This is a genomic window from Pseudomonas sp. NC02 (assembly GCF_002874965.1).
Classification (GTDB): Bacteria; Pseudomonadota; Gammaproteobacteria; order Pseudomonadales; family Pseudomonadaceae; genus Aquipseudomonas.
The window spans coordinates 5,989,150-6,014,286 of the sequence record NZ_CP025624.1; the positions used below are offsets into that span (position 1 = coordinate 5,989,150).

Genomic DNA, 25,137 nt, shown 5'->3' on the forward strand with positions numbered 1-25,137 from the left:
TCCTCAGGTGATGCGGATGGCCTCTTCGCGAGCAAGCCCGCTCCCACATTCGACCGTATTCCACCTGAAGGAACCCGATTGAATGTGGGAGCGGGCTTGCTCGCGAAGGGGCCCGAACAAACACCACCTATCCCCAGATGAGCCCCGCTTGTCCGCGACATGATGTCCTTTCATATGCCATCTAAAACCCATTGGGTTAGAATGCGCTTCTTTTCTGCCCCCGATCCTTGAGGACCGCCATGTTCAGCCGTGATTTGACTATTGCCAAGTACGACGCCGATCTCTTTGCCGCCATGGAGCAAGAAGCTCAGCGCCAGGAAGAGCACATTGAGCTGATCGCTTCGGAAAACTACACCAGCCCCGCCGTGATGGAGGCTCAAGGTTCGGTTCTGACCAACAAGTACGCCGAAGGCTACCCGGGCAAGCGCTACTACGGCGGTTGCGAGTTCGTCGACATCGTTGAGCAACTGGCCATCGACCGCGCCAAGGAACTGTTCGGCGCCGATTACGCCAACGTCCAGCCACACGCCGGCTCCCAAGCCAACAGCGCCGTGTACCTGGCCCTGCTGCAAGCGGGCGACACCATCCTGGGCATGAGCCTGGCCCACGGCGGTCACCTGACCCACGGCGCCAGCGTTTCCTCCTCCGGCAAGCTGTACAACGCCGTTCAGTACGGCATCGACGGCAACGGCCTGATCGACTACGACGAAGTCGAGCGCCTGGCCGTTGAGCACAAGCCAAAAATGATCGTGGCCGGTTTCTCTGCCTACTCGCAGATCCTGGATTTCCCACGCTTCCGCGAAATCGCTGACAAGGTCGGCGCCTACCTGTTCGTCGACATGGCCCACGTGGCCGGTCTGGTCGCCGCTGGCGTCTACCCGAACCCGGTGCCGTTCGCTGACGTCGTGACCACCACCACCCACAAGACCCTGCGCGGTCCACGTGGCGGCCTGATCCTGGCTCGCGCCAACGCCGAGATCGAGAAGAAGCTGAACTCCGCCGTATTCCCAGGCGGCCAGGGTGGCCCGCTGGAGCACGTGATCGCCGCCAAAGCGATCTGCTTCAAGGAAGCGCTGCAGCCTGAGTTCAAGACCTACCAGCAGCAAGTGGTGAAAAACGCCAAGGCCATGGCCGGCGTGTTCATCGAGCGTGGTTTTGACGTAGTGTCCGGCGGTACTGAGAACCACCTGTTCCTGCTGTCGCTGATCAAGCAGGACATCTCCGGTAAAGACGCTGACGCCGCTCTGGGCAAAGCCTTCATCACCGTGAACAAGAACTCGGTACCGAACGACCCACGTTCGCCGTTCGTCACCTCCGGCCTGCGCTTCGGCACCCCGGCTGTGACCACTCGTGGCTTCAAGGAAGCAGAGTGCAAGGAACTGGCTGGCTGGATCTGCGACATCCTGGCTGACCTGAACAACGAAGCAGTGATTGATTCTGTTCGTGAGAAGGTCAAGGCCATCTGCAAGAAGCTGCCGGTATACGGCGCTTGATTGCAGTAGCTTGAACAAAAAGCCCGGCTCAAGAGCCGGGCTTTTTTATGCCTGAAAACGCTGCTTTCTCAATTTGAAATGACATCAAATGTGGGAGCGGGCTTGCTCGCGAAAGCGCCGTGTCAGTTGATGCATGGGCTGACTGATACACCGCTTTCGCGAGCAAGCCCGCTCCCACATTTTGACTGCGTTTCAAGTCAGGATTGGTAAACCCGCGCAAAGCCTTCGCGAATCTTCTCTTCCGGCAACTCGTCAGCAATAAACACAATCACACTTTCCCGCGCTTCGCCTTCGGCCCATTCGGTGTCCCAATCGAACCCGTAGAGCTTCAGCACGCCCTGGAACACCATGCGCCGGTCTTCCCCGGCAATGTTCAGCACGCCTTTGTAGCGCAGCAATTGCTTGCCGTGGTCTTCCAGCAGCTCGTTCATGAACTCGCTGAGTTTGTCGATATCCAGCGGCTGGTCAGTGCGCAGCACCAGGCTGGAAATACGGTCGATGGACGGCGCCTGGCTCACCGGGCGCAGGCTCATGCCGGCGTTGAGGTTGAAGCCGCGCACATCCAGCAGTTCGGCGAGGTCGATCTTGCCGTGTTCCACCACGCGTATCGGTGCGCGGCGGTTGATGCGGGTCAGGCGCTCACTGAGGGCGTCGAAGGTGGCGTCGTCCACCAGGTCGCGCTTGCTCACCAGCAGGCGGTCGGCAAACCCGATCTGTGCCTGGGCGATGGTCTGGGTCAGGTGGTGCTCGGCGTGGGCCGCATCCACCAGGGTGATGATGCCGTCGAGGATGTAGCGCTCGCGCAGTTCTTCATCGATGAAAAAGGTCTGGGCCACGGGGGCCGGGTCGGCCAGGCCGGTGCACTCGATCACCAGGCGGTCGAACGCGATCTCGCCGCTGTCCAGGCGCTCCAGCAACAGGTACAGGGCCTTGGTCAGGTCAGTGTGGATAGTGCAACACACACAGCCATTGGACAGGGTCATGACTTGCACCGGCTCGCTGCCCAGCAGTTGGGTGTCGATACCGGCGTCGCTGAATTCATTTTCGATCACGGCGATTTTCAAGCCGTGCTCGGCCTTGAGCAGGTGACGCAACAAGGTGGTCTTGCCAGCGCCGAGGAAGCCGCTGAGGACGGTGACGGGAATGGGAGAGGACAAAGAATTCTCCTTGAAGAAACACAAAACAAATGTGGGAGCGGGCTTGCTCGCGAAGGCGGCGTGTCAGTCAGCACATGCATCACTGAAAGACCGCCTTCGCGAGCAAGCCCGCTCCCACAAGGGATCACCGCAGCCCGAACTACCGGGCTAGCAGCACTTGGGCCCACCCTTGCCGCCGTAACGGGCCTCCTGGCGTTCCCGGAAGAACGCCTTGTAGTCCATCATCGGTTTGTCCGGGTGTTTGGTTTGCATATGCTCGACGTAGGTGTCGTAGTCGGGCATGCCGACCATCAGGCGCGCGGCCTGACCGAGGTATTTACCGAGGCGACTGATGTCATTGAACATGATTGCAATCCTCTATCAAGCGTCCGGGATGGCCTGGTATGGCGCTTCTTTATCCGTACGTTCCTTTTTGCCCCAGGCAGCAATGCCGACCTTGAGCGCATAGAACAGGATGCTGAAGACCACGAACAGGAACAGCGCCGTCAGCGTTGCGTTGGTGTAGGCGTTCCAGATCACGTGTTGCATCTGGTCGATGCTCTTGGCCGGTGCGAGGATCTGGCCGCCGGCCAGGGCATCGCTGTATTTCTTGGCCAGCGACAGGAAGCCGATCGCCGGGTTGGCGTCGAACAGCTTGATGAAGCCTGCGGTCACGGTGCAGATCAGCAGCCATACGGCTGGCAGCATGGTCACCCAGATGTAGCGCTGGCGTTTCATTTTGATCAGCACAACCGTGGCGAGCATCAGCGCGATACCGGCCAGCATCTGGTTGGAGATACCGAACAGCGGCCACAAGGTGTTGATGCCGCCCAGTGGGTCGATCACGCCCTGGTACAGCAGGTAACCCCACATCGCCACGCAACCTGCGGTAGCGATCAGGTTGGCCGTCCAGGACTCGGTACGCTTGAGCGCCGGCACGAAGGAGCCGAGCAAATCCTGCAGCATGAAGCGACCGGCACGGGTACCGGCGTCGACCGCAGTCAGGATGAACAGCGCTTCGAACAGGATCGCAAAGTGGTACCAGAACGCCATGGTGTTTTCACCCGGCAGGACGCTGTGCAGGATCTGCGCGATACCCACCGCCAGGGTCGGCGCACCACCGGCACGGGCCAGGATGGTGGACTCACCAATGTCATGGGCCACCGCCTGCAACGCTTCCGGGGTAATTGCAAAACCCCAGCTGCTGACGGTTTGCGCCACAGCCACCACGTCACCGCCGACAATCGCGGCCGGGCTGTTCATGGCGAAGTACACCCCTGGCTCGATCACCGAAGCGGCAACCATCGCCATGATGGCCACGAACGACTCCATCAACATGCCGCCGTAGCCGATGTAACGGGCGTGCCCTTCACTGGCCAGCAACTTGGGCGTGGTGCCCGAGGAGATCAGTGCGTGGAAACCCGAGACCGCGCCACAGGCGATGGTGATGAACAGGAACGGGAACAGACCGCCCTTCCACACCGGGCCGGTGCCATCGATGAACTGGGTCAGCGCCGGCATTTTCAGGTCGGGCATGGTCACCAGGATGCCAATCGCCAGGGCGATGATGGTGCCGATTTTCAGGAACGTAGACAGGTAGTCCCGTGGCGCGAGGATCAGCCACACCGGCAACACGGCAGCCACGAAGCCATAACCCACCAGCATCCAGGTGATCTGGATGCCGGTGAAGCTGAAGGCCTTGGCCCACACCGGGTCAGCGGCAATCTGCCCGCCCAGCCAGATCGAACCCAGCAGCAACAGCACGCCGACAATCGAGATTTCACCGATGCGGCCCGGGCGGATGTAGCGCATGTAGATGCCCATGAACATCGCGATCGGGATGGTTGCCATCACCGTGAAGATGCCCCACGGGCTTTCGGCCAGGGCCTTGACCACGATCAGCGCCAGCACCGCGAGGATGATGATCATGATCAGGAAGCAGCCGAACAGCGCGATGGTCCCGGGCACACGGCCCATTTCTTCGCGGACCATGTCCCCCAGGGAACGGCCGTTGCGACGAGTGGACAGGAACAGGACCATGAAGTCCTGCACCGCCCCGGCCAGCACCACGCCGGCGATCAGCCACAACGTGCCGGGCAGGTAGCCCATCTGCGCCGCCAGTACCGGGCCGACCAAAGGCCCTGCGCCGGCGATTGCCGCGAAGTGGTGACCAAAAAGGATGTGTTTGTTGGTCGGCACATAGTCCAGACCGTCGTTGTTCAGCACAGCGGGGGTAGCCCGCAGTGGATCGAGCTGCATCACATGGTTAGCGATGAACAGACTGTAGTAACGGTAAGCAACCAGATAAATGGCCACTGCTGCGACCACGATCCACAAGGCGTTGATCGCCTCGCCGCGGCGCAAGGCCACTACGCCCAGGGCGCACGCTCCTACGATTGCCAGCAGCAGCCAGGGTAGATGGCGTAGCAGGCTATTATTATTTTTCATTTTTATATTCCAGCCAGGGTGGACAGAAAGACAGCCATCCCGAGTTTAGCGCTACTGGCCTTAAAGGCCACCCCCCTACGTTGGTCTAGAGCCTTGCCGGGGCGAAAAAAGCAGAAAAAACCGCCCCATGATGGCGCACGGCTACAATTCCTTTATCCACAGAGGGTTTCACCATGAGCGAACAGCCTTCAGACCGACGCCGTTTCCGACGCATTGCCTTCGACGCCAGGACCGAGCTCACGCAAGACGGCCGTGTCTGGCCGGTGCAATTGGTAGATTTGTCGCTCAAGGGCTTGCTGGTGCAACGGCCGCAAGAATGGCACGGCCATCGCTACGAATCGTTCGATGTGGACATTCATCTCGACGCCGAGACCGACGTGAAGATGCAGGTGCGGCTGACCCACGACGATCATGGGCAGCTCGGCTTTGTGTGCGAACACATCGACCTCGACTCCATCAGCCACCTGCGGCGGATAATCGAGCTGAACCTGGGCGATCAGGCAGAACTGGAGCGGGAATTCGCCGCCTTGCTGGAGACCTGAACATGTGGGAGCTGGCTTGCCTGTGATGGCGGTGTGTCAGTTTGCATATCAATCAGCTGATACACCGCCATCGCGGGCAAGCCCGGCTCCCACAAGGGGGATGTGTGGCTGGCGACTATTCGAACAGGGCATCCAGCGCCTGCTCCAGGCGCGTTACCCCGATCACTTGCAGCCCCGGTGGCATTTCTTTCGGCGCATTGCCCTTGGGCACGATGGCGCGCTTGAAGCCATGCTTGGCCGCTTCCTTCAGGCGCTCCTGGCCGCTGGGCACCGGGCGCACTTCACCCGACAGGCCCACTTCGCCAAACACCAGCAAGTCATGGGGCAACGGCCGGTTGCGCAGGCTGGACATCACCGCCGCCATCAACGCCAGGTCAGACGCGGTTTCCAGCACCTTGACCCCGCCCACCACGTTGAGGAACACGTCCTGGTCATGGGTGGGAATGCCGCCGTGGCGGTGCAATACCGCCAGCAACATCGCCAGCCGGTTCTGGTCCAGGCCCAGGGTGACACGACGCGGGTTGGCCAAGTGGCTGTCGTCCACCAGCGCCTGGACTTCCACCAGCATCGGCCGGGTGCCTTCCCACGTTGCCATCACCACGCTGCCCGGGACTTCTTCCTGGGCACGGGTAAGAAAAATCGCTGACGGGTTGGAGACCTCTTTCAAGCCCCGGTCAGTCATGGCGAACACACCCAGCTCGTTGACTGCGCCAAAACGGTTCTTCACCGCCCGCAACAAACGCAACCGCCCATCGGACTCGCCTTCGAAATACAGCACGGTGTCGACCATGTGTTCCAGCACTCGTGGGCCGGCCAGCGCGCCTTCTTTCGTCACGTGGCCCACCAGGAAAATCGCCGTACCGCTCTGTTTCGCATAGCGCACCAGCAGCGCGGCACTTTCCCGCACCTGGGACACGCCACCCGGTGCCGATTGCAGTTGTTCGGTGAAAATCGTCTGGATCGAATCGATCACCATCACCTTGGGCTTTTCCAGGCGCGCGGTGGCGATGATGCTTTCGATGCAGGTTTCGGTCATCACCCGCAGTTGGTCCTGAGGCAAGCCCAGGCGGCGCGCACGCATGGCCACCTGCTGCTGGGATTCTTCGCCGGTGACATACAGCGCCGGCATGCGGCTGGCGATGCTGCACAGGGTTTGCAGCAGGATCGTGGATTTACCGATGCCCGGGTCACCGCCGATCAGTACCACCGAACCATCCACCAGGCCGCCGCCCAGCACCCGGTCCAGTTCACCGGAAGCGGTGGAGAAACGCGGGATTTCTTCGACGCTGACTTCGGCCAGGGTCTTGATCTGGGTTTGTTGCCCGGTCCAGCCGGAACGGCCACTGGGGGCCACGGCGCCACCACTTTCGATCATGGTTTCGGTCAGGGTGTTCCACGCACCGCATTCCGTGCACTGGCCGGCCCACTTGGGAAAGGTCGCGCCGCACTCCGTGCAGCCATACATGCGCTTGGCCTTTGCCATTTGAGAACCTCCAACCGAAAAACCGCGATGATAGCTCAGCGCGGCGCCGGGGTACGGATTTCACCGCTGGCCAAACGTGAAGCGCTGTTACCGATCGGGTCTTCGGCATTCAGATCGGCGCCCTTGGCTTTCAGTTCATCCAGCAGTTCCACGCGCTTGAACAGCCCGGCATACATGGCCGCCGTTTGTCCGGCGCCGTTGCGCTGGTCGGGGTTGCAGTCGGTGGCGAGCAGGCGCTGGGCGATTTTCAGCTCACCCTTGAAGATCGCGCCCATCAAGGCGGTGTTGCCGCGTTTGTCCTGCACGCAGGCATCGGCGCCGGCGGCGAGCAATCGGTCCACGTAGGCACTTTCACCGTGATAGGCGGCGAGAATCAGCGCCGTGTAGCCTTTTTCATCCTGGGTGTTCAGCGAATAGCCGGATTCGATGAAGGTGTTGAGCATTTCCACGTCGCCACGGCGGGCGGCGTCGAAGTAGTAATCCTGCAGTTGTGCCTTAAGCGCGGCCGGGGCAGCTTGTTCGGCCAATACGCTGAACGACAAACACGCAAGGACAGCGCCTATAAAGATTCGCATGGCAAATTCTCAATGATGTGCCACCTGTAGGAGCCGGCTTGCCGGCGATGGCGTACTTGTGGCAAGCCGGCTCCTACAGGGAGCGTGGGCGGTTAGTCGGTCAGCTTTTCGGCCAGTGCCTTGACGCGGGCCAGGTCGCCCTTGGCCACTTTGGTCACGCCGGTGCCGTACTCCGGATCCGCCTTGTAGAGGAACGACAGGATGATGTGCTTGCTCTCGTCATCGGTGGTGGCCAGGGAGCCGCCGAAGTTGTCGATCAAGTCCTGACGCTCTTTCTTGTTGAACGAACGGTACAGGTCGCCGGCCTGCTTGAAGTTCTGCTCACGCTGGATCTTCGCTTGCTGGGTACTGCCCGACAGGGCCGACTGGCTGTACCGCGCGGTTTGCGGCTCTTCCCGTGGCAGCAGGCGGCTTGGCTGGTAGTTCACGCCAGTGGTGGTCTTGCCGAAATTCATCGCGCCGTCCTGGTTACCGTTGTTGACGGTCACCCGGGGTGCGTTGATCGGCAGTTGCAGGGCGTTTGGCCCCAGGCGGTACATTTGCGTATCGGCATAGGAGAACACCCGGCCTTGCAGCAGGCGGTCTTCCGACGGCTCGATGCCCGGCACCAGGTTGGCCGGCGCCATGGCGACTTGCTCGGTTTCCTGGAAGACGTTGGCGGGGTTGCGGTTCAGCACCATCTGCCCGACTTTGCGCTCCGGTACGTCCGGCCAGATCTTGGTGGCGTCCAGTGGGTCGAAATCAAACTTGGCCAGGTCTTCCGGTTTCAGCACTTGCACATACAGGTCCCACTTGGGGAAGTCTCCCTTATTGATGTGCGTGACCAAATCATTGGTCATATGGCTGTAGTCACGGCCCTGTACTTCAGTCACTTGTTTAGGATCGAGGTTCTTGATGCCTTGCAGGCTCTTCCAGTGGAACTTGACGTAGTGCACTTCGCCCTTGGCGTTAATCAACTTGTAGGCATGTACACCGTTACCGTCCATTTCCCGGTAACTGGCTGGAGTACCGGAGTCCGAGTACAACTCGGTCAACGTACGAGTGGACTCCGGAACATGGGAAAAGAAGTCAAAGCGACGGGAATCATCGTCCAGGTTAGTGCGCGGATCTGGTTTAAAGGCGTGAACCATGTCCGGAAACTTGATCGCATCGCGAATAAAAAACGTCGGGAAGTTATTACCGACCAGGTCCCAATTACCTTCGGCGGTGTAGAACTTGGTGGCGAAGCCGCGCGGGTCACGCAGGGTTTCCGGCGAATGGTTGCCGTGAACGACCGCAGAGAAGCGCACAAATACCGGCGTGGCTTCGCCGGCGGCAAACACCTTGGCCTTGGTCAGGTCGCTGAGGTTATCGGTGACGGTGAAAGTACCGTGAGCGCCGGTGCCACGGGCGTGCACAACGCGCTCCGGAATACGCTCGCGATCAAAGCGCTGCAACTTCTGGATCAGTTGCACGTCTTGCAACAGGACCGGGCCATTCGCACCGGCGGTTTGCGAGTTCTGATTGTCACCGACCGCCGCGCCATTATCGCGCGTGAGGTTGGCGGCGTGTACGGACAGCGAAAGAAGACTGGCGCTCACTGCAAACAGCACCTGTCGCGCAGAAATAGGCCCGCGGCTAATAGGGTTTTTCATCGAGGTATCCTCTGGTTTTTTTAGTGCACATTGAGTTGTGCTTGCCAGAGGCTAGTGACCCGCGAGTCAGAAGATAAATAGAAAAGCCGTACCACCCCGATAAAGAAAATAGTGTGGTAACCCACTGAAATAGCGGGTATTCCGCGCGCGATTGGTGGCACTTTGCAAACTATTTGCGATTTAATGTGTCGATAAAAACGGACACTGTTAGCAGTTGTGTCGAGCAAGCCTCGCCACACTGTCTTACACTGGCTTCTACCTCCTCATCTGTAACAAGGAATAACCTATGGGCGTGTTAAGTGAGTTCAAGGCCTTCGCGGTCAAAGGTAATGTGGTCGACATGGCGGTCGGTATTATCATCGGCGCCGCCTTCGGCAAAATTGTTTCATCCTTTGTAGGCGACGTGGTGATGCCACCTATCGGCCTGTTGATCGGGGGTGTCGACTTCGGCGACCTGGCCGTAACGCTTAAAGCCGCCCAGGGCGATGCGCCTGCCGTCGTACTGGCGTACGGCAAGTTCATCCAGAGCGTGATCGACTTTGTGATCGTTGCGTTTGCGATCTTCATGGGCGTGAAGGCCATCAACCGCCTGAAGCGTGAAGAGGCCGTGGCACCTAGCCTGCCGCCGGTCCCGACCAAGGAAGAAGTGCTGCTGGGGGAGATCCGCGATCTGCTCAAGGCACAGAACAGCAAGCCCGAGTAAGCTCGGCAAAAAGTAAAGGCGCCTGCAGGGCGCCTTTGTTTTACCAGTAGTTTTCTACCGCGACCTGCCCCGGACGGCGGGTCAGGCTCAGTTGCATGTCGCGCTGTTTCAGCAACTGACGCGTGTCGTCGATCATCTGCGGATTGCCGCAAATCATCACCCTGGAATGCTCGGGGGTCAGCTCGATGCCTGCGGCGCGCTCCAATTCGCCGTTCTCGATCAGGGTGGTAATCCGACCGTTCAGCGCGCCCGGATGTTGCTCGCGGGTGACAATGGGAATGTAGGTGAGCTTGTGGGCGTATTCTGCCAGGTACTCACGTTCGCCCAGTTCATGGATCAACGACTGGTAAGCCAGCTCCCTTGCTTCGCGGGCACTATAGACGAGGATAATCCGCTCGAATTTCTCCCACACTTCGAAGTCCTGCAGGATCGAGAGAAACGGCGCAATACCGGTCCCGGTGCCCAGCAGCCACAGATCGCGACCATCCACAAACCGGTCCAGGGTCAAAAAGCCCGTGGCCTGGCGCTCCACCAGCAAGGTATCGCCCTCGCGCAGGCGGCTCAGCTCACTGGTGAACTCACCGCCCGGCACCACGATGGAAAAGAAGTCCAGGTATTCATCAAAGGGCGAGGACACCACCGAATAAGCACGCCACACAATGCTGCCATCGGCCTTGGTCACCCCAAGACGCACGAATTGTCCGGCGCGAAAACGAAAACCAGGGTCTCGGGTAGTACGCAGGGTAAACAGGCTGGGAGTCAGCGATTTCACGTCGAGCAGGGTCTGGCGGGTGTATTTTTCAGCACTGGCCGTCATGGGAAACTCCATTTGCAGAGGCCCCTAGTGTCCCCCAAAGCGCCGCCTGGAAACACCGATGGTTTGTGCTGGCATTGCCGCTGCCCATTGTGGCAACCGCTGGGCGGTACTAAATATTTGGCTATTAGTCGCCTTCCAACAAGCCATTAGATGAGGGAGTGTAACTAAATACTAACAAGGCGCATTTAGAGCAAGTTCTTAAAACTAATGGAAAAAAATCTTATCGAACGCCTGAAACCTGTACACCGTAGCCAGGTTGTACAAATGTTATTGGCCTAACGCCCGCTTGAACATAACCAAATTTTTATTTCGAGCTGTAGCCGTTGTCCTACACTATTTTTTCACGTTGTAACCGGGGGCCTTGGAAGTACCCCATGTAAAAACCGTTCGCATGGAGAGTTACCGATGGTCAACTGGCACAACACTCGCCTGCCCAAACTCGAAGGGGAAAGCGAAATAACCAGTATGTACGAAGCTGCCCTCAACCTTACCTACGAGCTTGGCTTCCAATACTGCGCATTCACCCTTAGTTCCCATCTACCCAACAACCAAACGAAAACTATCAACCTCAACAACTATTCCAATGAATGGAATACGCTGTACAGACAAGAGCACTACTTTGATCTCGACCCTGTGGTTGCGCATTGCAAACGCTCGGTTCTACCGATCGTATGGGACGAGAAAACCTTTTCTTCGGTACCGGACTTATGGACCCATGCCCAGTCCAACGGACTGAATTTCGGATGGACCCAATCGGTTCATGACTTCCAGGGTGTTTTCAGCATGTTGAGCCTGGGGCGTGCCACCGGCCCAGTGGGCCCTGAAGAACTCTATGAAAAAGCCGGGCAAGTGCTCTGGATTTGCCACGCCATGCACGCGGTGGTGGCCAAAAAATACGCAGACAATCCCAGCCCGCAAGCGCCCAGCAAATTGACCCCGCGGGAAACCGAAATCCTGCAATGGTCGGCCTTGGGCAAGACCGCCTCGGACATCGCCACCATCCTGTGCCTGTCCGAACGCACGGTCGGCTTCCATATCAGCAGTGCGATGAAGAAACTGGGGGTCAGTAACAAGATTGCCGCAGTGATCACGGCAGTCAAATGCGGGCTGTTTTAAACACCGCATGTAATCCAGGGGAAAAAAACGTAACATTTGCGGCCAGTTCCGGGTGATGACGCGAGCCCCTGATGCGCCTCGCGTCGCCGCTCACCCCGATGGTTCGCTTACCCAGAGTCTCACCCGCCATGCCCCTGCTCGACAGCCCCTTTGCCCAACTCGACCTGATCCGTCAGCCAGAACAGCACAACGACCCGCTGCAAGCGTTTGATGCAGCCGATGAGTATTTGCTCAGCTACCTGGCGGAACAACAGCTGACGACGGCGACCCGCGTACTCGTGCTCAACGACAGTTTCGGCGCGCTGGCGGCCAGCCTCGAAGGGCATGTGCGGGTCACCTCCAGTGGTGACTCGTTCCTCGGCGCCCTGGGCCTGGAGAAAAACCTGGCGCGCAACGGCAAGGCTTTCGACGCGGTAACGTTCCTGCCCGCCAGCCAGACACCTGCCGGGCCGTTCGACCGCGTACTGATCCGCGTGCCGAAAACCCTGGCCCTGCTCGAAGAACAATTGATTCGCCTGCAAGGTCAACTGGCACCCGGCGCCGAAGTGATTGCCGGGGCGATGGTCAAGCACCTGCCACGGGCTGCCGGCGAACTGCTGGAGCGCTACATCGGCCCGATGCACGCCTCACTGGCGGTAAAAAAGGCCCGACTGCTGATCGCCACCCTGGCCGATCGGCCACACGCCGTATCGCCCTACCCTACGCGCTACAGCCTGGAAACCCCGGCCATCGAACTGCTCAACCACGCCAACGTGTTCTGCCGCGAAGGCCTGGACATCGGCACCCGGGCCTTCCTGCCGCACCTGCCACAAAACCTGGGCGGCGCCCGCGTAGCCGACCTGGGTTGCGGTAATGGCGTCCTGGCGATTGCCAGCGCGCTGCAAAACCCCGAGGCGCAGTACACGCTGGTCGACGAGTCTTATATGGCGGTGCAATCGGCGGCCGAGAACTGGCGCGCGGCGCTGGGCGAACGTGACGTGCTGATTCGCCCCGGCGACGGCCTGGCCGATCAGGAGCCGCAATCACTGGATGTGGTGCTGTGCAACCCGCCATTCCACCAGCAGCAAGTGGTGGGAGACTTCCTCGCCTGGCGCATGTTCCAGCAAGCGCGGGAAGCGTTGGTGGTGGGCGGCGCCCTGTACATCGTCGGCAACCGTCACTTGGGTTATCACACCAAGTTGGCGCGGTTGTTCCGTGGCGTCGAGCAAGTGGCGACCACGCCGAAGTTCGTGGTCCTCAAGGCGCGCAAATAAAAAAGCCCTCCATGAAGGAGGGCAATAGTTACAACGGGATGTCAGTGGGTGGTCAGGCCCGCGGCATTCATGAACATGCGCATCAGGCTGGCCACTACGAACAGGGCCAGGACGCTGCCGGTCCAGATCATCGCCAGCCAGCCCAGGCGCTGCCAGAGCGGCTTTTTCTCGGCCTGTTCGATGTCGTGCAACGAAGGTTTGCCGGACATGAGTCAATCCTCCTAGTGATAACCGTCTTCGTGGGTGACCTTGCCGCGGAACACGTAGTAGCTCCAGAAGGTGTAGCCCAGGATGAACGGAATGATGAACAAGGTGCCCACCAGCATGAAGCCCTGGCTTTGCGGCGGTGCGGCGGCGTCCCAGATCGAAACTGACGGCGGGATGATGTTCGGCCACAGGCTGATCCCCAAGCCACTGTAGCCAAGGAAGATCAGCACCAGCGTCAGCAGGAACGGCGTGTAGTGCGCATTGCGGGCCACGGCGCGAATCAGGCCGTACATGGTCACCAACACCAGGATCGGCACCGGCAGGAACCAGAACAGGTTCGGCAGGGTGAACCAGCGCGAGGCGATTTCCGGGTGGGCCAGCGGCGTCCAGAGGCTGACGATACCGATCACCGCCAGCACCACGAAGGCCAGGGGCCGGGCCAGGTTGTGCATCTTCTCCTGCAAGCTGCCTTCGGTCTTCATGATCAGCCAGGTGCAGCCCAGCAGCGCATACGCCACGATCAGGGCCACGCCGCAGAACATCGTGAACGGCGTCAGCCAGTCCAGGGAGCCACCGGCAAACTGCCGGTCGACCACCGGGATGCCATCAATGAACGCCCCCAGCGCCACGCCCTGGAAGAACGTCGCTGCCAGCGAGCCGCCGATGAAGGCCTTGTCCCACAGGTGACGCTTGTCGTCCTTGGCCTTGAAGCGGAACTCAAACGCCACGCCGCGAAAGATCAGCCCGATCAGCATCAGCATCAGTGGCAGGTACAGCGCCGAGAGCACCACCGAATAGGCCAGCGGGAACGCGCCAAACAACGCCGCGCCGCCGAGTACCAGCCAGGTTTCGTTGCCGTCCCACACGGGGGCGACGGTGTTCATCATCACGTCACGGTCGCTCTTGCCCGGGATGAACGGGAAGAGAATGCCGATCCCCAGGTCAAAGCCGTCCATGACCACGTACATCATGATGCCGAAGATGATGATCACGGCCCAGATCAGCGGAAGATCAATACCCATGGCTCAGTTCCCCTTGTTCAAGGTGTCGCCGTGATCGGCATCGGCACTGTCATCAGCCGCCGACAACGGACGCGCCGGTGTGCGTTTCTGCCCAGGGCCACCGTGGGTGGGCTCGGTGCTTTCGTGGGTCACAGGCCCTTTGCGCACCAGGCGCATCATGTAGCCCAGGCCCGCGCCGAACAGCGCGAAGTACACCACCACAAACAACACCAACGTAATGCTCATCTGCGCAAAGCTGTGATTGGACGAAGCGTCCGCCGTGCGCATCAGCCCGTAGACCACCCACGGCTGACGGCCGATCTCGGTGGTGAACCAGCCGGCGAGAATCGCGATCAGGCCGGACGGGCCCATCCACAGCGCCAGGTACAGGAACGGCTTGGACGTGTACATCTTGTCGCCACGGCGCAGCCAGAGGCTGAACAGGCCGGTGAAGATCATCAGGAAGCCCAGGCCCACCATGACCCGGAACGACCAGAACACGATGGTCGAATTCGGACGATCCTCAGGCGGGAACTCCTTGAGGGCCGGCACCTGCTTGTCCAGGGAGTGGGTCAGGATCAGGCTGCCCAGGTATGGGATTTCCACCGCGAACTTGGTTTTTTCAGCCTTCATGTCCGGCCAGCCGAACAGGATCAGCGGCGTGGGCTCGTTGCCGATATTTTCCCAGTGGCCTTCAATCGCGGCGATCTTCGCCGGTTGATGCTTGAGGGTATTCAGGCCGTGGAAGTCACCGATGACCGCCTGGATCGGCGCAACGATCAGCGCCATCCACATTGCCATCGACAGCATGGTGCGGATCGCCGGGTTGTCCTTGCCGCGCAGCAAGTGCCAGGCCGCCGAGGAGCCGACGAAGAACGCGGTAGCGACGAACGCGGCCGTGGCCATGTGCATCAGGCGGTAGGGGAACGACGGGTTGAAGATCACGGCCAGCCAGTCGGTGGGAATCACCCGGCCATCAATGATTTCAAAGCCCTGTGGCGTCTGCATCCAGCTGTTGGAGGCAAGAATCCAGAAAGTCGAGATCAGCGTGCCGACGGCCACCATCACCGTGGCAAAGAAGTGCAGCTTGCGCCCGACCTTGTTCCAGCCGAACAGCATGACCCCCAGGAAACCGGCTTCGAGGAAGAACGCCGTGAGCACCTCATAAGTCAGCAACGGCCCGGTGACGGCACCGGCGAAGTCCGAGAAGCGGCTCCAGTTGGTGCCGAACTGATAGGCCATGACCAGGCCGGAGACCACGCCCATGCCGAAGTTGACGGCAAAGATCTTCGACCAGAAATGGTAGAGGTCACGGTAGGTGTCGTTGTGGGTCTTGAGCCACAGGCCTTCCAGCACCGCAAGGTAACTGGCCAGGCCGATGGTGATGGCCGGGAACAGGATATGGAATGAGATGGTGAACGCGAATTGAATTCGGGCGAGATCTAGCGCCTCCAAACCGAACATAAGTCTTCCTCTGTCAGGTAATACCGAATGCTGGCTGGAGGCCTGCACCCACTGCCCCCACGGATATGGAGTGTGGCGAATTCAAATTCGTTTCTTTTTATGACCAACCACGCAGGGATTCTGGCCTTGCGGCCGCCAGAGCAATCCCGGCGAAGGTTTTGATCTGGGTCAAGCATTGCTGAAAGAGTAGTCCCATTTTCGCGAGAGCAAGGCGTGGTCTTTTGCCGCGTGACAGGTTGCCTCAGTGTGTTTTGGGTGTATATCCGTTATTTGGGTGATGGCTGGTATTGGTTCCGCTCTTACAGCGGCTCACTTTTGAACAGCGCAAAAGTAAGCAAAACGCTCTTGCCCCACCACTCGGCACCTCGCCTAGGCTCGGTGTGCCCTCACTCCGGCTTTGGACCGTGGGCCGCCGTCATGGGCCATCCTTGGCCCAGGACGGCTAACCCGGCGTCCTGCCGGGTTACCCACGCTCCAAAGCCTGCGTTCGGCCAGCGTGGTTTAACGGGGCGCCCAAGATCAAGATCAAAAGCAGATCAAAAGCACAGCGGCCTACCGGCCGGCTTGAGTGTTGAAGAGCAAAATCAAAAGCTAAAGCGGGCACGGTCCAAATGTGGGAGCGGGCTTGCTCGCGAAGGTCGTTAACGATGACGTGGGCATTCTGGATGAACGCGGCGCCCTCAGGCTTTTCGCGAGCAAGCCCGCTCCCACAGAAAAGCAGCTCTGTTTTCGCTCTGGATCTTGCCTCTGCTTTTAACACTCAAGCCGGCCGGGAGGCCGCTGTGCTCTTGCTTTTGATTTTGATCTGCGGGCCCCGTCAACCACGATGGCCGCAAGTAGGCACGGTGGAGCGGGTAAATCGGCAAGGATGCCGATTTAGCCGCGCCGGGCCATGGATGGCCCGTCGCGGCGGCCCGCGGAATCGGGCCGGAGTGCGGGCATGCCGAGCCTAAGCGAGGCACCGAGTGGTGGGGCAAAGACCTTTTGGTTACTTTTGGGGCGTTTGCCAAAAGTGACCCGCTGTAAGAGCGGAACCATAAGCGGCCGTTACCGCAGCAACGGATATGTACCCAATCAGCTGCCCATATCCCCCGCCCAACCCTCCTACGCAACTATTGGTTACAAGTTGGTGATAACCTCACCGTTCCCCCACCCAGACCCGTCTCCCCGATGCCCAGTGAACCCGCGCTGCTGTTACGTCACCACCGCCCTTTCATCGCGTTCTGGCTGGCGCGGATCTTCACCGCCAGCGGTTTCCAGATGCTCACCGTGGCCATCGGCTGGAACCTCTACCAACTGACCGGCAACGTGCTGGACCTGGGTTTGGTCGGCCTGGTGGAGTTCGTACCGCGAGTACTGTTCATGCTGCACACCGGCCATGTGGCCGATCGCTATGAACGGCGCAAGGTCGCAGCCATCTGCCAGACCGTTCAAGCGCTGATCGCGCTATCCCTGGCAATCGGCGGACTGACCGGCAATGTCACCCGCGAGATGATTTTTATCCTGGCATTCCTGCTGGGCGCAGCCCGCTCGTTTGAAATGCCCACCACCCAGGCCCTGCTGCCGAGCATCGTGCCCACTGCACTGTTTCCCCGCGCCGTGGCGTCGTCGCAGTCGGCGCAGCAATTGGCCACCATCGTGGCGCCGGCGCTGGGCGGTCTGCTGTACGCCTTTGGCAGTGTCTGGGTGTACGGCCCCACGGTGGTGCTGTACCTGATCGCCTGCGTGTTGACCCTCAACCTGCCCGCGCGCCAGACGCCGCTGAACAAGGCCAAGGCGACCATGGATTCGTTGCTGGCCGGGATTCGTTTTATCCGCAGTCGGCCGGACATCCTCGGCGCGATTTCCCTGGACCTGTTCGCCGTATTGCTGGGCGGCGCCACGGCCTTGCTGCCGGTGTTTGCCAAGGACATTTTGCTGACCGGGCCGTGGGGCCTTGGGCTGCTGCGCTCGGCGCCAGCGGTCGGGGCGTTGTTGATGTCGTTGTGGCTGGCGCGGTTTGCCGTCGACCGGCATGTGGGGCGGATCATGTTTACGGCGGTCGGGGTGTTTGGCGTAGCCACCATCGCGTTCGGCCTGTCGACCTCGTTCTGGTTCTCCCTGGCGGTGCTGGTGGTATTGGGCGCAGCGGACATGATCAGCATGGTGATCCGCGCCTCGTTCGTGCAACTGGAAACCCCGGACGAAATGCGCGGCCGGGTCAGCGCGGTCAACGGGCTGTTTATCGGCGCGTCGAATCAGCTGGGCGAGTTCGAGTCCGGGATCACCGCCCACTGGTTCGGCACCGTGCCCGCCGTGGTCATGGGCGGCATCGGCACGCTGGTGGTGACCGGGGTCTGGATCAAACTGTTCCCGACCCTGGCCAACCGCGACCGCATGCATGTGCCGGTGGAAGAACCCGCCCAGGTTTAGAAGACCTTGTCGAGGGTGACGGGAAAATCCCGCACCCGCTTGCCGGTGGCGTGATACACCGCGTTGGCCACCGCCGCCGCCACCCCGACTATCCCGATCTCGCCGACGCCCTTGGACCCAAGGGCGTTGACGATCTCGTCGTGTTCTTCGACAAACAGCACATCAATCTCGCCGATATCCGCGTTTACCGGAATGTGGTATTCGGCCAGGCTGTGGTTCATGGAGCGACCCAATACGTGATCGACCTGGGTCTCCTCATGCAACGCCATGCCGATGCCCCAGACCACCCCGCCGAGAATCTGGCTACGGGCCATCTTCGGATTGACCACCCGCCCGGCCGCAATCGCACTGACCACCCGGCTGACCTTGATGGTGCCCAGGTCCTCATCCACCCGCACTTCGACAAACACCGCCGAATGCGTGGCAGAGGCATAGCCTTCGCGCTGTTTGCCCGGCTCGCAATCCACCTGCACTTCCAGCGCGTGCTCGCCGCTGTCTTGCACCAATTGCGCCAGGGAGATGCGCTGGTCACCGGCGTGCAGCTGGCCATTCTCAAACCGCGCCGACTCAGCGTCTTTGAACGCCGGGTAAGTCTTGCGAGCAATGTCCAACAGCTTGGCGTTCAACGCTTCACAGGCCTGTTGCACCGCACTGCCCACCGACGACACGGTAAACGAGCCGCCCTGCAACGGCGCCGTCGGCAGCGATGAATCCCCCAGCAGGAACGTCACATCGCCTACCGGCACGCCGCTGGCCTGGGCGGCGATCTGCGCCATGACCGTGTAAGTGCCGGTGCCGATATCGGTGGTGGCGCTGCTGACCGTGAGCTTGCCCAGGTGGTCGATCCGCGCCTTGGCGCTGGCTTTCATTTGCAGGGCCTCCCACACGCCACCGGCCATGCCCCAACCAACCAGTTGGCGACCATCGCGCATGCTTCGCGGCTCCGGGTTGCGCTGGCTCCAGCCAAAACGCTCGGCACCTTCGCTGTAGCATTCGCGCAACGCTTTGCTGGACCAGGGCTTGTCTTCATTCTGATTGCGCTCGGCATAGTTGATCAGCCGCAATTGCACCGGGTCGATGCCCAGGGCGCAGGCCAGTTCATCCATGGCGCATTCCAGGCCGATCACCCCCAGCGCTGCGCCGGGGGCGCGCATGTCCAGCGGTGTGAACACGTCCAGCGGCACCAGCTTGTAGGTCAGCAGCACGTTATCGCAGTGATAGAGCATGCCGCTCCATTCCACCACGTGCTCGCTGAAGTCCTCGAAGCGCGAGGTCTGGCCGATGGCGGTGTGGCCCAGGGCAAGCAAGCGGCCATTGGCGGCAGCACCCAGTTGCAGGCGCTGCAAGGTGCGCGGGCGATAACCGAAGGTGAACATCTGCTGGCGCGTGAGGGTGACGCGCACCGAACGCTTCAGGACCAGCGATGCCATCACTGCCAGCGGCAACTGGTACTGCGGGCGCAGACCGGAACCAAAGGCGCCGCCGACGAACGCGGCGAAGATCCGCACCTGGCTTTTATCCAGGCCGAAGACTTTCTGCACATAGGCCTGGCAGTTCTGCGGCCCCTGGGTCTTGTCGTGGATATGCAGGGTGCCGTCCGGCTGATACAGCACGGTACTGGCGTGGGGTTCCATGGGGTTATGGTGTTCGATGGGCGTGCTGTAGTGCAGGTCCAGGCTCGTGGCGGCGCCGGTCCATTCGGCCTGGAAGTTGCCGCGCGGCTTGGGCGGTGTTTGCGGCGACGGGTGCACCTGCTCCTGCAAGGCCAGCAGATCGGTCTCGGCAGGCTCGGCGGCGTATTCAATCTGCACCAGGGAACCGGCGTGGCGCGCCAGCTCCAGGTTGTCGGCAATCACCAATGCCAACGGCTGGCCGCTGTAGAGCACGCGGTCGTTGTACAGCGGGCGAAACGGCGAGCCGTCGGCAGCATCGGCATCGGCGTAGCTGTCGTCGTAGCTGGCCAGTTTCGGGCGGTTGAGGTGATCAAGCACCATCACCACACCGGGCAGCGCCAGGGCTTGGGACGCATCAATGCGGATGACCCGGCCCTTGGCGATGTTGCTCGACACCACGCTGCCGTGCAGCAAGCCATCCTCGGGAAACTCACCGGCATAGCGCGCTTGCCCGGTGACCTTGAGCAGACCGTCGACCCGGTCCAACGGTTTGCCGATTGCGCTCATGACGTGGCTCCTGCAACAGCGGCATCGCTCAGGGCGCGAATGATCGCGCGGCGTGCCAGTTTGATCTTGAAACCGTTGTGCTCCAACGGCTCGGCGTCCAGCAGCAGGGTTTCAGCGGCAGTGCTGAAGGTTTCGCGGCTGACGGACTGGCCGATCAGCGCGGCTTCCACCGCGCGATCACGCCATGGCTTGTGGGCGACGCCGCCCAGGGCCAGGCGGGCGTCGACGATCACATCGCCATCCAGCTCAAGCGCCGCCGCGACAGATACCAGGGCGAAGGCGTAGGAAGCCCGGTCACGGATTTTCAGATAGTGACTGTGGGCAGCCAGGTGATCGGCAGGCAACTCGATGGCGGTGATCAGTTCGTCGTCGGCCAACTGGTTATCCCGCTGGGGTGCATCGCCCGGCAGCCGGTGAAAGTCGGCGAACTCGATGACCCGCGCACCACCCCGGCCCTGCACATGCACCCGCGCATCCAGGGCGGCCAGGGCCACGCACATGTCCGAAGGATGGGTGGCGACGCACTGGTCGCTGGCGCCGAGGATCGCGTGGATGCGGTTCAAACCGACCCGCGCCGGGCAGCCGCTGCCGGGCTCGCGTTTGTTGCAGGGCACGGCAGCGTCATAGAAGTAGTAGCAACGGGTGCGTTGCAGCAGGTTGCCGCCGGTACTGGCCATATTGCGCAATTGCGGCGAGGCGCCGGCGAGGATGGCCTGGGACAGCAGCGGGTAGCGTTCCTCGATCAGCGGGTGCCAGGCCAGGTCGGCGTTGCTCACCAGGGCACCGATCATCAAGCCGCCCTCTGGAGTTTCTTTCACGTCGCGAAGTGGCAGCCCGGTGATATCAATCAGGTGCTCCGGGCGGCTGATGTTCTCTTTCATCAGGTCCAGCAGGTTGGTGCCACCGGCGATAAACCGCGACGCCGGGCTGACCAGGTGCACCGCCTCCTGCACGTCGGCCGGCTTGCTGTAATGGAAGGGATTCATTGCTCACCTCCCTGCACGCGGCACGCCGGCAAGGCTTCTTCGATGGCATCGCGGATGTTGTTGTAGGCGCCGCAGCGGCAAAGGTTGCCGCTCATCAGTTCCTGGATCTGCGCGGTGTCGTGGGCACGGCCTTCACGGGCCAGGCCCACCGCCGAGCAGATTTGCCCCGGCGTGCAGTAGCCACACTGGAAGGCATCGTGCTTGATAAAGGCCTGTTGCATCGGGTGCAGGTCGTCGCCCGAGGCCAGGCCTTCGATGGTGGTCAATTCGGCACCGTCGCACATCACCGCCAGGGTCAGGCAGGCGTTCACCCGCTTACCGTTGAGCAACACGGTGCAGGCGCCGCACTGGCCGTGGTCGCAGCCCTTCTTGGTGCCCGTCAGGTCCAGTTGCTCGCGCAGCAGGTCCAGCAGGGTGGTCCAGGGCAATACATCCAGTTGGATGGGGTCCCGATTGAGGGTCAGGCGTATCGGATGACTGACGAACGGCTTGGCCGCCGCGCCATTGGGGGTTGCGCTCATAAACACCTCACGGATTGGTGTGCAATCGCGGCGTTCAGAAAAGTCGCCGTCTTAGCGGTCCGACTTCCGGAGTTTATGAGCGTTCAAGGCAATTGATGGGTGGCGATCAGCGAATGCCGAGGGTGGTGACCAACTGGTTGCGCGGTGGGTTGATCGAGGTGTTGCTGTACTGGAACGTGCCGCCGGCTTCGACATTATCCAGCTGGAACGTATAGATGTAGCCCATCAACGTTCCCGCGCCGCTGCATGGCTGGCTGATGGAACCCACCTGACAGATGGCGGTGGTGCTGATACGGGGCACCGACGCGCCGTCGAAAAATGCCTGTGGGCTGTTGCCCAGGCCGACTTCCATCACGTACACCAGTGTCTGCCCGCGGTGCGTGCACATCTGGGTGCTGTCGGCCCGCTCGGGAATGGTTTCAGTGCACTTGGCCGACTGAACCTTGAATACCCGCACCTCGCTCAACGCCGGTGCAGGCGCGCCCCACGCCGGTGCCGCACCGAGCCACAGGCCGATGCAACCGAACAGAGCTAGACTCCAGGCGCTGGCTTTTTTCATGCTGTCGATGACCCTGTAATAAACGTCGGCGCAGTATGCCTCAAGGCCATGATCAAGCCTATGCGCCACTGGCCCTCGGCTGCTGGTATGATGCGCCGCTTTTTCCGATCCTCTCTGGAACCACAGGCGCTTGGCGCAGTTTGTGCTTTGACTTAGAGGTCAACAAATAACGACGCAAGATAGCGTCACAGGGAGCAGGCATGCTGGAAAAGCTGTTTCAACTCAAGGCACACGACACGAATGTGCGCACCGAGATTCTCGCGGGCGTCACCACCTTCCTGGCCATGGCCTACATCCTGTTCGTCAACCCGAGCATCCTCGGTGAGACCGGCATGGACAAGGGCGCGGTCTTTGTCGCGACCTGCCTCGCGGCGGCCATCGGTTCCACCGTGATGGGCCTGATCGCCAACTACCCGATTGCCCTGGCACCGGGCATGGGCCTCAACGCATTCTTCACCTACACCGTGGTCCTGCACATGGGCCACACCTGGCAAGTGGCGCTGGGCGCGGTGTTCATCTCGGCAGTGCTGTTCTTCCTGCTGTCGATCTTCCGCATCCGCGAATGGATCATCAACAGCATCCCGCTGCCCCTGCGCTCGGCGATTGCGGCGGGTATCGGCCTGTTCCTGGCGCTGATCGCCCTGCACAACGCCGGCATCGTGGTCAGCAACCCGGCCACCATGGTGGGCCTGGGCGACCTGAAACAACCCGCGCCGATCCTCGCCACCCTCGGCTTCGCGCTGATCGTTGCGCTGGAAGCCCTGAAAGTGCGCGGCGCGGTATTGATCGGCATCCTGGTGGTGACCATCGCCTCCATCGTGCTGGGCTTCACCCCGTTCGGCGGCGTGATGTCGATGCCACCTTCGCTGGCCCCGACCTTCCTGCAACTGGACATCAAGGGCGCCCTGGACATCGGCCTGGTGAGCGTGATTTTCGCCTTCCTGTTCGTCGACCTCTTCGACAACTCCGGCACCCTGATCGGCGTGGCCAAGCGCGCGGGTCTCATGGGCAAGGACGGCCACATGCCGAAAATGGGCCGTGCGCTGATCGCTGACAGTACGGCGGCCATGGCCGGCTCGCTGCTGGGCACCTCGACCACCACCAGCTACATCGAATCGGCGGCGGGCGTGAGCGCCGGTGGCCGTACCGGTTTGACCGCCGTCGTGGTCGCGATCCTGTTCCTGCTGGCGCTGTTCTTTTCGCCACTGGCGGCCAGCGTCCCGGCCTTCGCCACCGCACCGGCGCTGCTGTTCGTCGCCGTACTGATGACCTCGGGCCTGGCCGAAATCGACTGGGACGACATCACCGTCGCCGCACCGGTGGTGATCACCGCCCTGGCGATGCCATTCACTTATTCCATCGCCAACGGCATTGCCTTCGGTTTCATCGCCTGGACCGCCATCAAGCTGCTTTCGGGCCGCTACCGTGAGCTGAACCCGGCGCTGGTGATCCTGTCGATTCTGTTTGTGATCAAGCTGGGCTGGTTCAACGCATGACTTTTGACGCCGCAAGCTACACCGTTCAACTGGAAGAAAAGGTCACGCGCCTGCGTGACCTGCTGGCGCCGTTCGACGCGCCAGAGCCTCAGGTTTTCGACTCGCCGTTGCAGAACTTCCGCCTGCGGGCGGAGTTCCGCCTGTGGCGCGAAGAGGGTCAGCGCCACTACGCAATGTTCTCCCAGGAGGACAAGCGCACACCGATCCTCATTGAAGAGTTTCCGATTGCCAGCCTGCGCATCAACCAATTGATGCCGCAACTCAAGGCCGCCTGGCAAGCCAGCGCCGCCCTGAGCCACAAGCTGTTCCAGGTGGAGTTCCTCACCACTTTGGCCGGCGACGCGATGATTACCCTGTGCTATCACCGCCCGCTGGACGAGCATTGGCATACGGCGGCGAACACGCTGGCGGCGGACCTGAACGTCAGCATCATCGGCCGCTCCAAGGGCAAGCGCGATGTGATCGGCCGCGATTACGTGGTCGAGAAACTCGACGTCGGCGGTCGCACCTTCAGCTATCGCCAGCCTGAAGGCGCGTTCACCCAGCCCAACGGCACGGTGAACCAAAAGATGCTCAACTGGGCATTCGAAGCCCTGGGCGATCGCAGTGATGACCTGCTGGAGCTGTACTGCGGCAACGGCAACTTCACCCTGCCCCTGGCCACTCGCGTGCGCAAAGTGCTGGCCACCGAGATCAGCAAGACTTCGGTGAACGCGGCGCTGAGCAACCTCGATGAGAACGCGGTGGATAACGTCACCCTGGTGCGTTTGTCTGCCGAAGAGCTGACCGAGGCCTTGAATGAAGTGCGGCCGTTCCGCCGCCTGCACGGCATCGACCTCAAGAGCTACGAGTTTGGCAGCGTGTTCGTCGACCCGCCGCGTGCCGGCATGGACCCGGACACCTGCGAGCTGACCCGGCGCTTCGAGAACATCCTGTACATCTCCTGCAACCCGGAGACGTTGGCGGCGAACATTGCGCAACTGCATGACACGCACCGGATTACCCAGTGCGCGATGTTTGACCAGTTCCCGTGGACGCACCACATGGAATCGGGTGTGTTACTGACCCGGCGTTAAATCCCCAGCACTGCAAAGATCAAAATGTGGGAGCC

General features: G+C 61.1%; 22 protein-coding genes. 8 read left to right on the top strand and 14 right to left on the bottom strand.

Annotated elements, in window-relative coordinates:
* Nucleotides 1-239 precede the first annotated feature (239 nt).
* Nucleotides 240-1,493, top strand: coding sequence for a serine hydroxymethyltransferase (glyA, locus tag C0058_RS28140; RefSeq protein WP_003215829.1), 1,254 nt, complete (start codon nucleotides 240-242; stop codon nucleotides 1,491-1,493).
* A gap of 197 nt (nucleotides 1,494-1,690) precedes the next feature.
* On the opposite strand, the gene yjiA is transcribed toward glyA, so the two are convergent.
* From yjiA to C0058_RS28155, 3 genes are all read right to left on the bottom strand, one after another.
* Nucleotides 1,691-2,650 carry a GTPase gene (yjiA, locus tag C0058_RS28145; RefSeq protein WP_003215828.1) on the bottom strand — a complete coding sequence of 320 codons (960 nt, stop codon included), beginning with the start codon at nucleotides 2,648-2,650 and terminating at the stop codon, nucleotides 1,691-1,693.
* A 147-nt stretch (nucleotides 2,651-2,797) separates the two neighbouring features.
* Nucleotides 2,798-2,995 carry a YbdD/YjiX family protein gene (locus tag C0058_RS28150; RefSeq protein WP_003176208.1) on the bottom strand — a complete coding sequence of 66 codons (198 nt, stop codon included), beginning with the start codon at nucleotides 2,993-2,995 and terminating at the stop codon, nucleotides 2,798-2,800.
* A gap of 15 nt (nucleotides 2,996-3,010) precedes the next feature.
* Nucleotides 3,011-5,077: a carbon starvation CstA family protein gene (locus C0058_RS28155; protein ID WP_003215826.1), complete on the bottom strand. Its 2,067-nt coding sequence runs from the start codon at nucleotides 5,075-5,077 to the stop codon at nucleotides 3,011-3,013.
* 173 nt (nucleotides 5,078-5,250) lie between these two features.
* Between C0058_RS28155 and C0058_RS28160 the strand changes: the two genes are divergently transcribed.
* The gene (locus tag C0058_RS28160; protein WP_102369935.1) at nucleotides 5,251-5,619 is read left to right on the top strand and encodes a PilZ domain-containing protein; all 369 of its coding nucleotides are present in this window, start codon (nucleotides 5,251-5,253) and stop codon (nucleotides 5,617-5,619) included.
* Nucleotides 5,620-5,734: 115 nt separating this feature from the next.
* Here C0058_RS28160 and radA read toward each other — a convergent pair whose 3' ends face one another.
* The 3 genes from radA to katB all read right to left on the bottom strand — a co-directional run bounded on the left by radA (nucleotide 5,735) and on the right by katB (nucleotide 9,311).
* On the bottom strand, nucleotides 5,735-7,102 hold the full coding sequence (gene radA, locus C0058_RS28165; protein ID WP_003215821.1) for a DNA repair protein RadA: 1,368 nt from the start codon (nucleotides 7,100-7,102) through the stop codon (nucleotides 5,735-5,737).
* Nucleotides 7,103-7,137: 35 nt separating this feature from the next.
* Complete coding sequence (locus C0058_RS28170; RefSeq protein WP_102369936.1) at nucleotides 7,138-7,677, bottom strand: ankyrin repeat domain-containing protein; 540 nt, start codon at nucleotides 7,675-7,677, stop codon at nucleotides 7,138-7,140.
* 92 nt (nucleotides 7,678-7,769) lie between these two features.
* Complete coding sequence (gene katB, locus C0058_RS28175; protein WP_003215817.1) at nucleotides 7,770-9,311, bottom strand: catalase KatB; 1,542 nt, start codon at nucleotides 9,309-9,311, stop codon at nucleotides 7,770-7,772.
* 286 nt (nucleotides 9,312-9,597) lie between these two features.
* Between katB and mscL the strand changes: the two genes are divergently transcribed.
* Nucleotides 9,598-10,014, top strand: a complete 417-nt coding sequence (mscL, locus tag C0058_RS28180; protein WP_003215816.1) for a large-conductance mechanosensitive channel protein MscL — start codon at nucleotides 9,598-9,600, stop codon at nucleotides 10,012-10,014.
* A 40-nt stretch (nucleotides 10,015-10,054) separates the two neighbouring features.
* On the opposite strand, the gene C0058_RS28185 is transcribed toward mscL, so the two are convergent.
* Complete coding sequence (locus C0058_RS28185; RefSeq protein WP_102369937.1) at nucleotides 10,055-10,831, bottom strand: ferredoxin--NADP reductase; 777 nt, start codon at nucleotides 10,829-10,831, stop codon at nucleotides 10,055-10,057.
* A gap of 405 nt (nucleotides 10,832-11,236) precedes the next feature.
* Here C0058_RS28185 and C0058_RS28190 point away from each other — a divergent pair, with 405 nt between their 5' ends.
* Together C0058_RS28190 and C0058_RS28195 are read left to right on the top strand one after the other, a co-directional pair.
* Nucleotides 11,237-11,947 carry a LuxR family transcriptional regulator gene (locus tag C0058_RS28190; RefSeq protein WP_102369938.1) on the top strand — a complete coding sequence of 237 codons (711 nt, stop codon included), beginning with the start codon at nucleotides 11,237-11,239 and terminating at the stop codon, nucleotides 11,945-11,947.
* A 128-nt stretch (nucleotides 11,948-12,075) separates the two neighbouring features.
* A complete protein-coding gene (locus C0058_RS28195; RefSeq protein WP_102369939.1) occupies nucleotides 12,076-13,200 on the top strand; it encodes a methyltransferase in 1,125 nt (374 codons plus the stop codon).
* A gap of 41 nt (nucleotides 13,201-13,241) precedes the next feature.
* On the opposite strand, the gene C0058_RS28200 is transcribed toward C0058_RS28195, so the two are convergent.
* Genes C0058_RS28200 through C0058_RS28210 form a run of 3 tightly spaced genes read right to left on the bottom strand, consistent with a single transcriptional unit; the run spans nucleotide 13,242 to nucleotide 15,872 of the window.
* On the bottom strand, nucleotides 13,242-13,409 hold the full coding sequence (locus tag C0058_RS28200) for a DUF2474 domain-containing protein (protein ID WP_003215809.1): 168 nt from the start codon (nucleotides 13,407-13,409) through the stop codon (nucleotides 13,242-13,244).
* A 12-nt stretch (nucleotides 13,410-13,421) separates the two neighbouring features.
* Complete coding sequence (gene cydB, locus C0058_RS28205; protein ID WP_102369940.1) at nucleotides 13,422-14,429, bottom strand: cytochrome d ubiquinol oxidase subunit II; 1,008 nt, start codon at nucleotides 14,427-14,429, stop codon at nucleotides 13,422-13,424.
* Nucleotides 14,430-14,432: 3 nt separating this feature from the next.
* Complete coding sequence (locus C0058_RS28210; RefSeq protein WP_008432808.1) at nucleotides 14,433-15,872, bottom strand: cytochrome ubiquinol oxidase subunit I; 1,440 nt, start codon at nucleotides 15,870-15,872, stop codon at nucleotides 14,433-14,435.
* Between the two features lie 1,170 nt (nucleotides 15,873-17,042).
* Here C0058_RS28210 and C0058_RS28220 point away from each other — a divergent pair.
* Nucleotides 17,043-18,284 carry an MFS transporter gene (locus C0058_RS28220; protein WP_102369941.1) on the top strand — a complete coding sequence of 414 codons (1,242 nt, stop codon included), beginning with the start codon at nucleotides 17,043-17,045 and terminating at the stop codon, nucleotides 18,282-18,284.
* On the opposite strand, the gene C0058_RS28225 is transcribed toward C0058_RS28220, so the two are convergent.
* The 4 genes from C0058_RS28225 to C0058_RS28240 form a co-directional block, all read right to left on the bottom strand.
* Nucleotides 18,281-20,464 carry a xanthine dehydrogenase family protein molybdopterin-binding subunit gene (locus tag C0058_RS28225; protein WP_102369942.1) on the bottom strand — a complete coding sequence of 728 codons (2,184 nt, stop codon included), beginning with the start codon at nucleotides 20,462-20,464 and terminating at the stop codon, nucleotides 18,281-18,283. The two genes, C0058_RS28220 and C0058_RS28225, sit on opposite strands and share 4 nt — an antisense overlap.
* Complete coding sequence (locus C0058_RS28230; RefSeq protein WP_087693545.1) at nucleotides 20,461-21,450, bottom strand: xanthine dehydrogenase family protein subunit M; 990 nt, start codon at nucleotides 21,448-21,450, stop codon at nucleotides 20,461-20,463. The genes C0058_RS28225 and C0058_RS28230 overlap by 4 nt, the downstream gene beginning before the upstream one ends.
* Nucleotides 21,447-21,971 (bottom strand): (2Fe-2S)-binding protein, encoded by a 525-nt coding sequence (locus C0058_RS28235; RefSeq protein ID WP_003215562.1) that lies wholly within the window; start codon nucleotides 21,969-21,971, stop codon nucleotides 21,447-21,449. The genes C0058_RS28230 and C0058_RS28235 overlap by 4 nt, the downstream gene beginning before the upstream one ends.
* A gap of 106 nt (nucleotides 21,972-22,077) precedes the next feature.
* Complete coding sequence (locus C0058_RS28240; protein WP_008436632.1) at nucleotides 22,078-22,530, bottom strand: DUF4879 domain-containing protein; 453 nt, start codon at nucleotides 22,528-22,530, stop codon at nucleotides 22,078-22,080.
* 200 nt (nucleotides 22,531-22,730) lie between these two features.
* On the opposite strand from C0058_RS28240, the gene C0058_RS28245 reads away from it, so the two are divergent.
* Together C0058_RS28245 and trmA are read left to right on the top strand one after the other, a co-directional pair.
* On the top strand, nucleotides 22,731-24,026 hold the full coding sequence (locus C0058_RS28245) for an NCS2 family permease (protein ID WP_102369943.1): 1,296 nt from the start codon (nucleotides 22,731-22,733) through the stop codon (nucleotides 24,024-24,026).
* Complete coding sequence (gene trmA, locus C0058_RS28250; RefSeq protein WP_102369944.1) at nucleotides 24,023-25,102, top strand: tRNA (uridine(54)-C5)-methyltransferase TrmA; 1,080 nt, start codon at nucleotides 24,023-24,025, stop codon at nucleotides 25,100-25,102. Before C0058_RS28245 ends, trmA begins: the two co-directional genes overlap by 4 nt.
* Nucleotides 25,103-25,137: the final 35 nt, after the last annotated feature.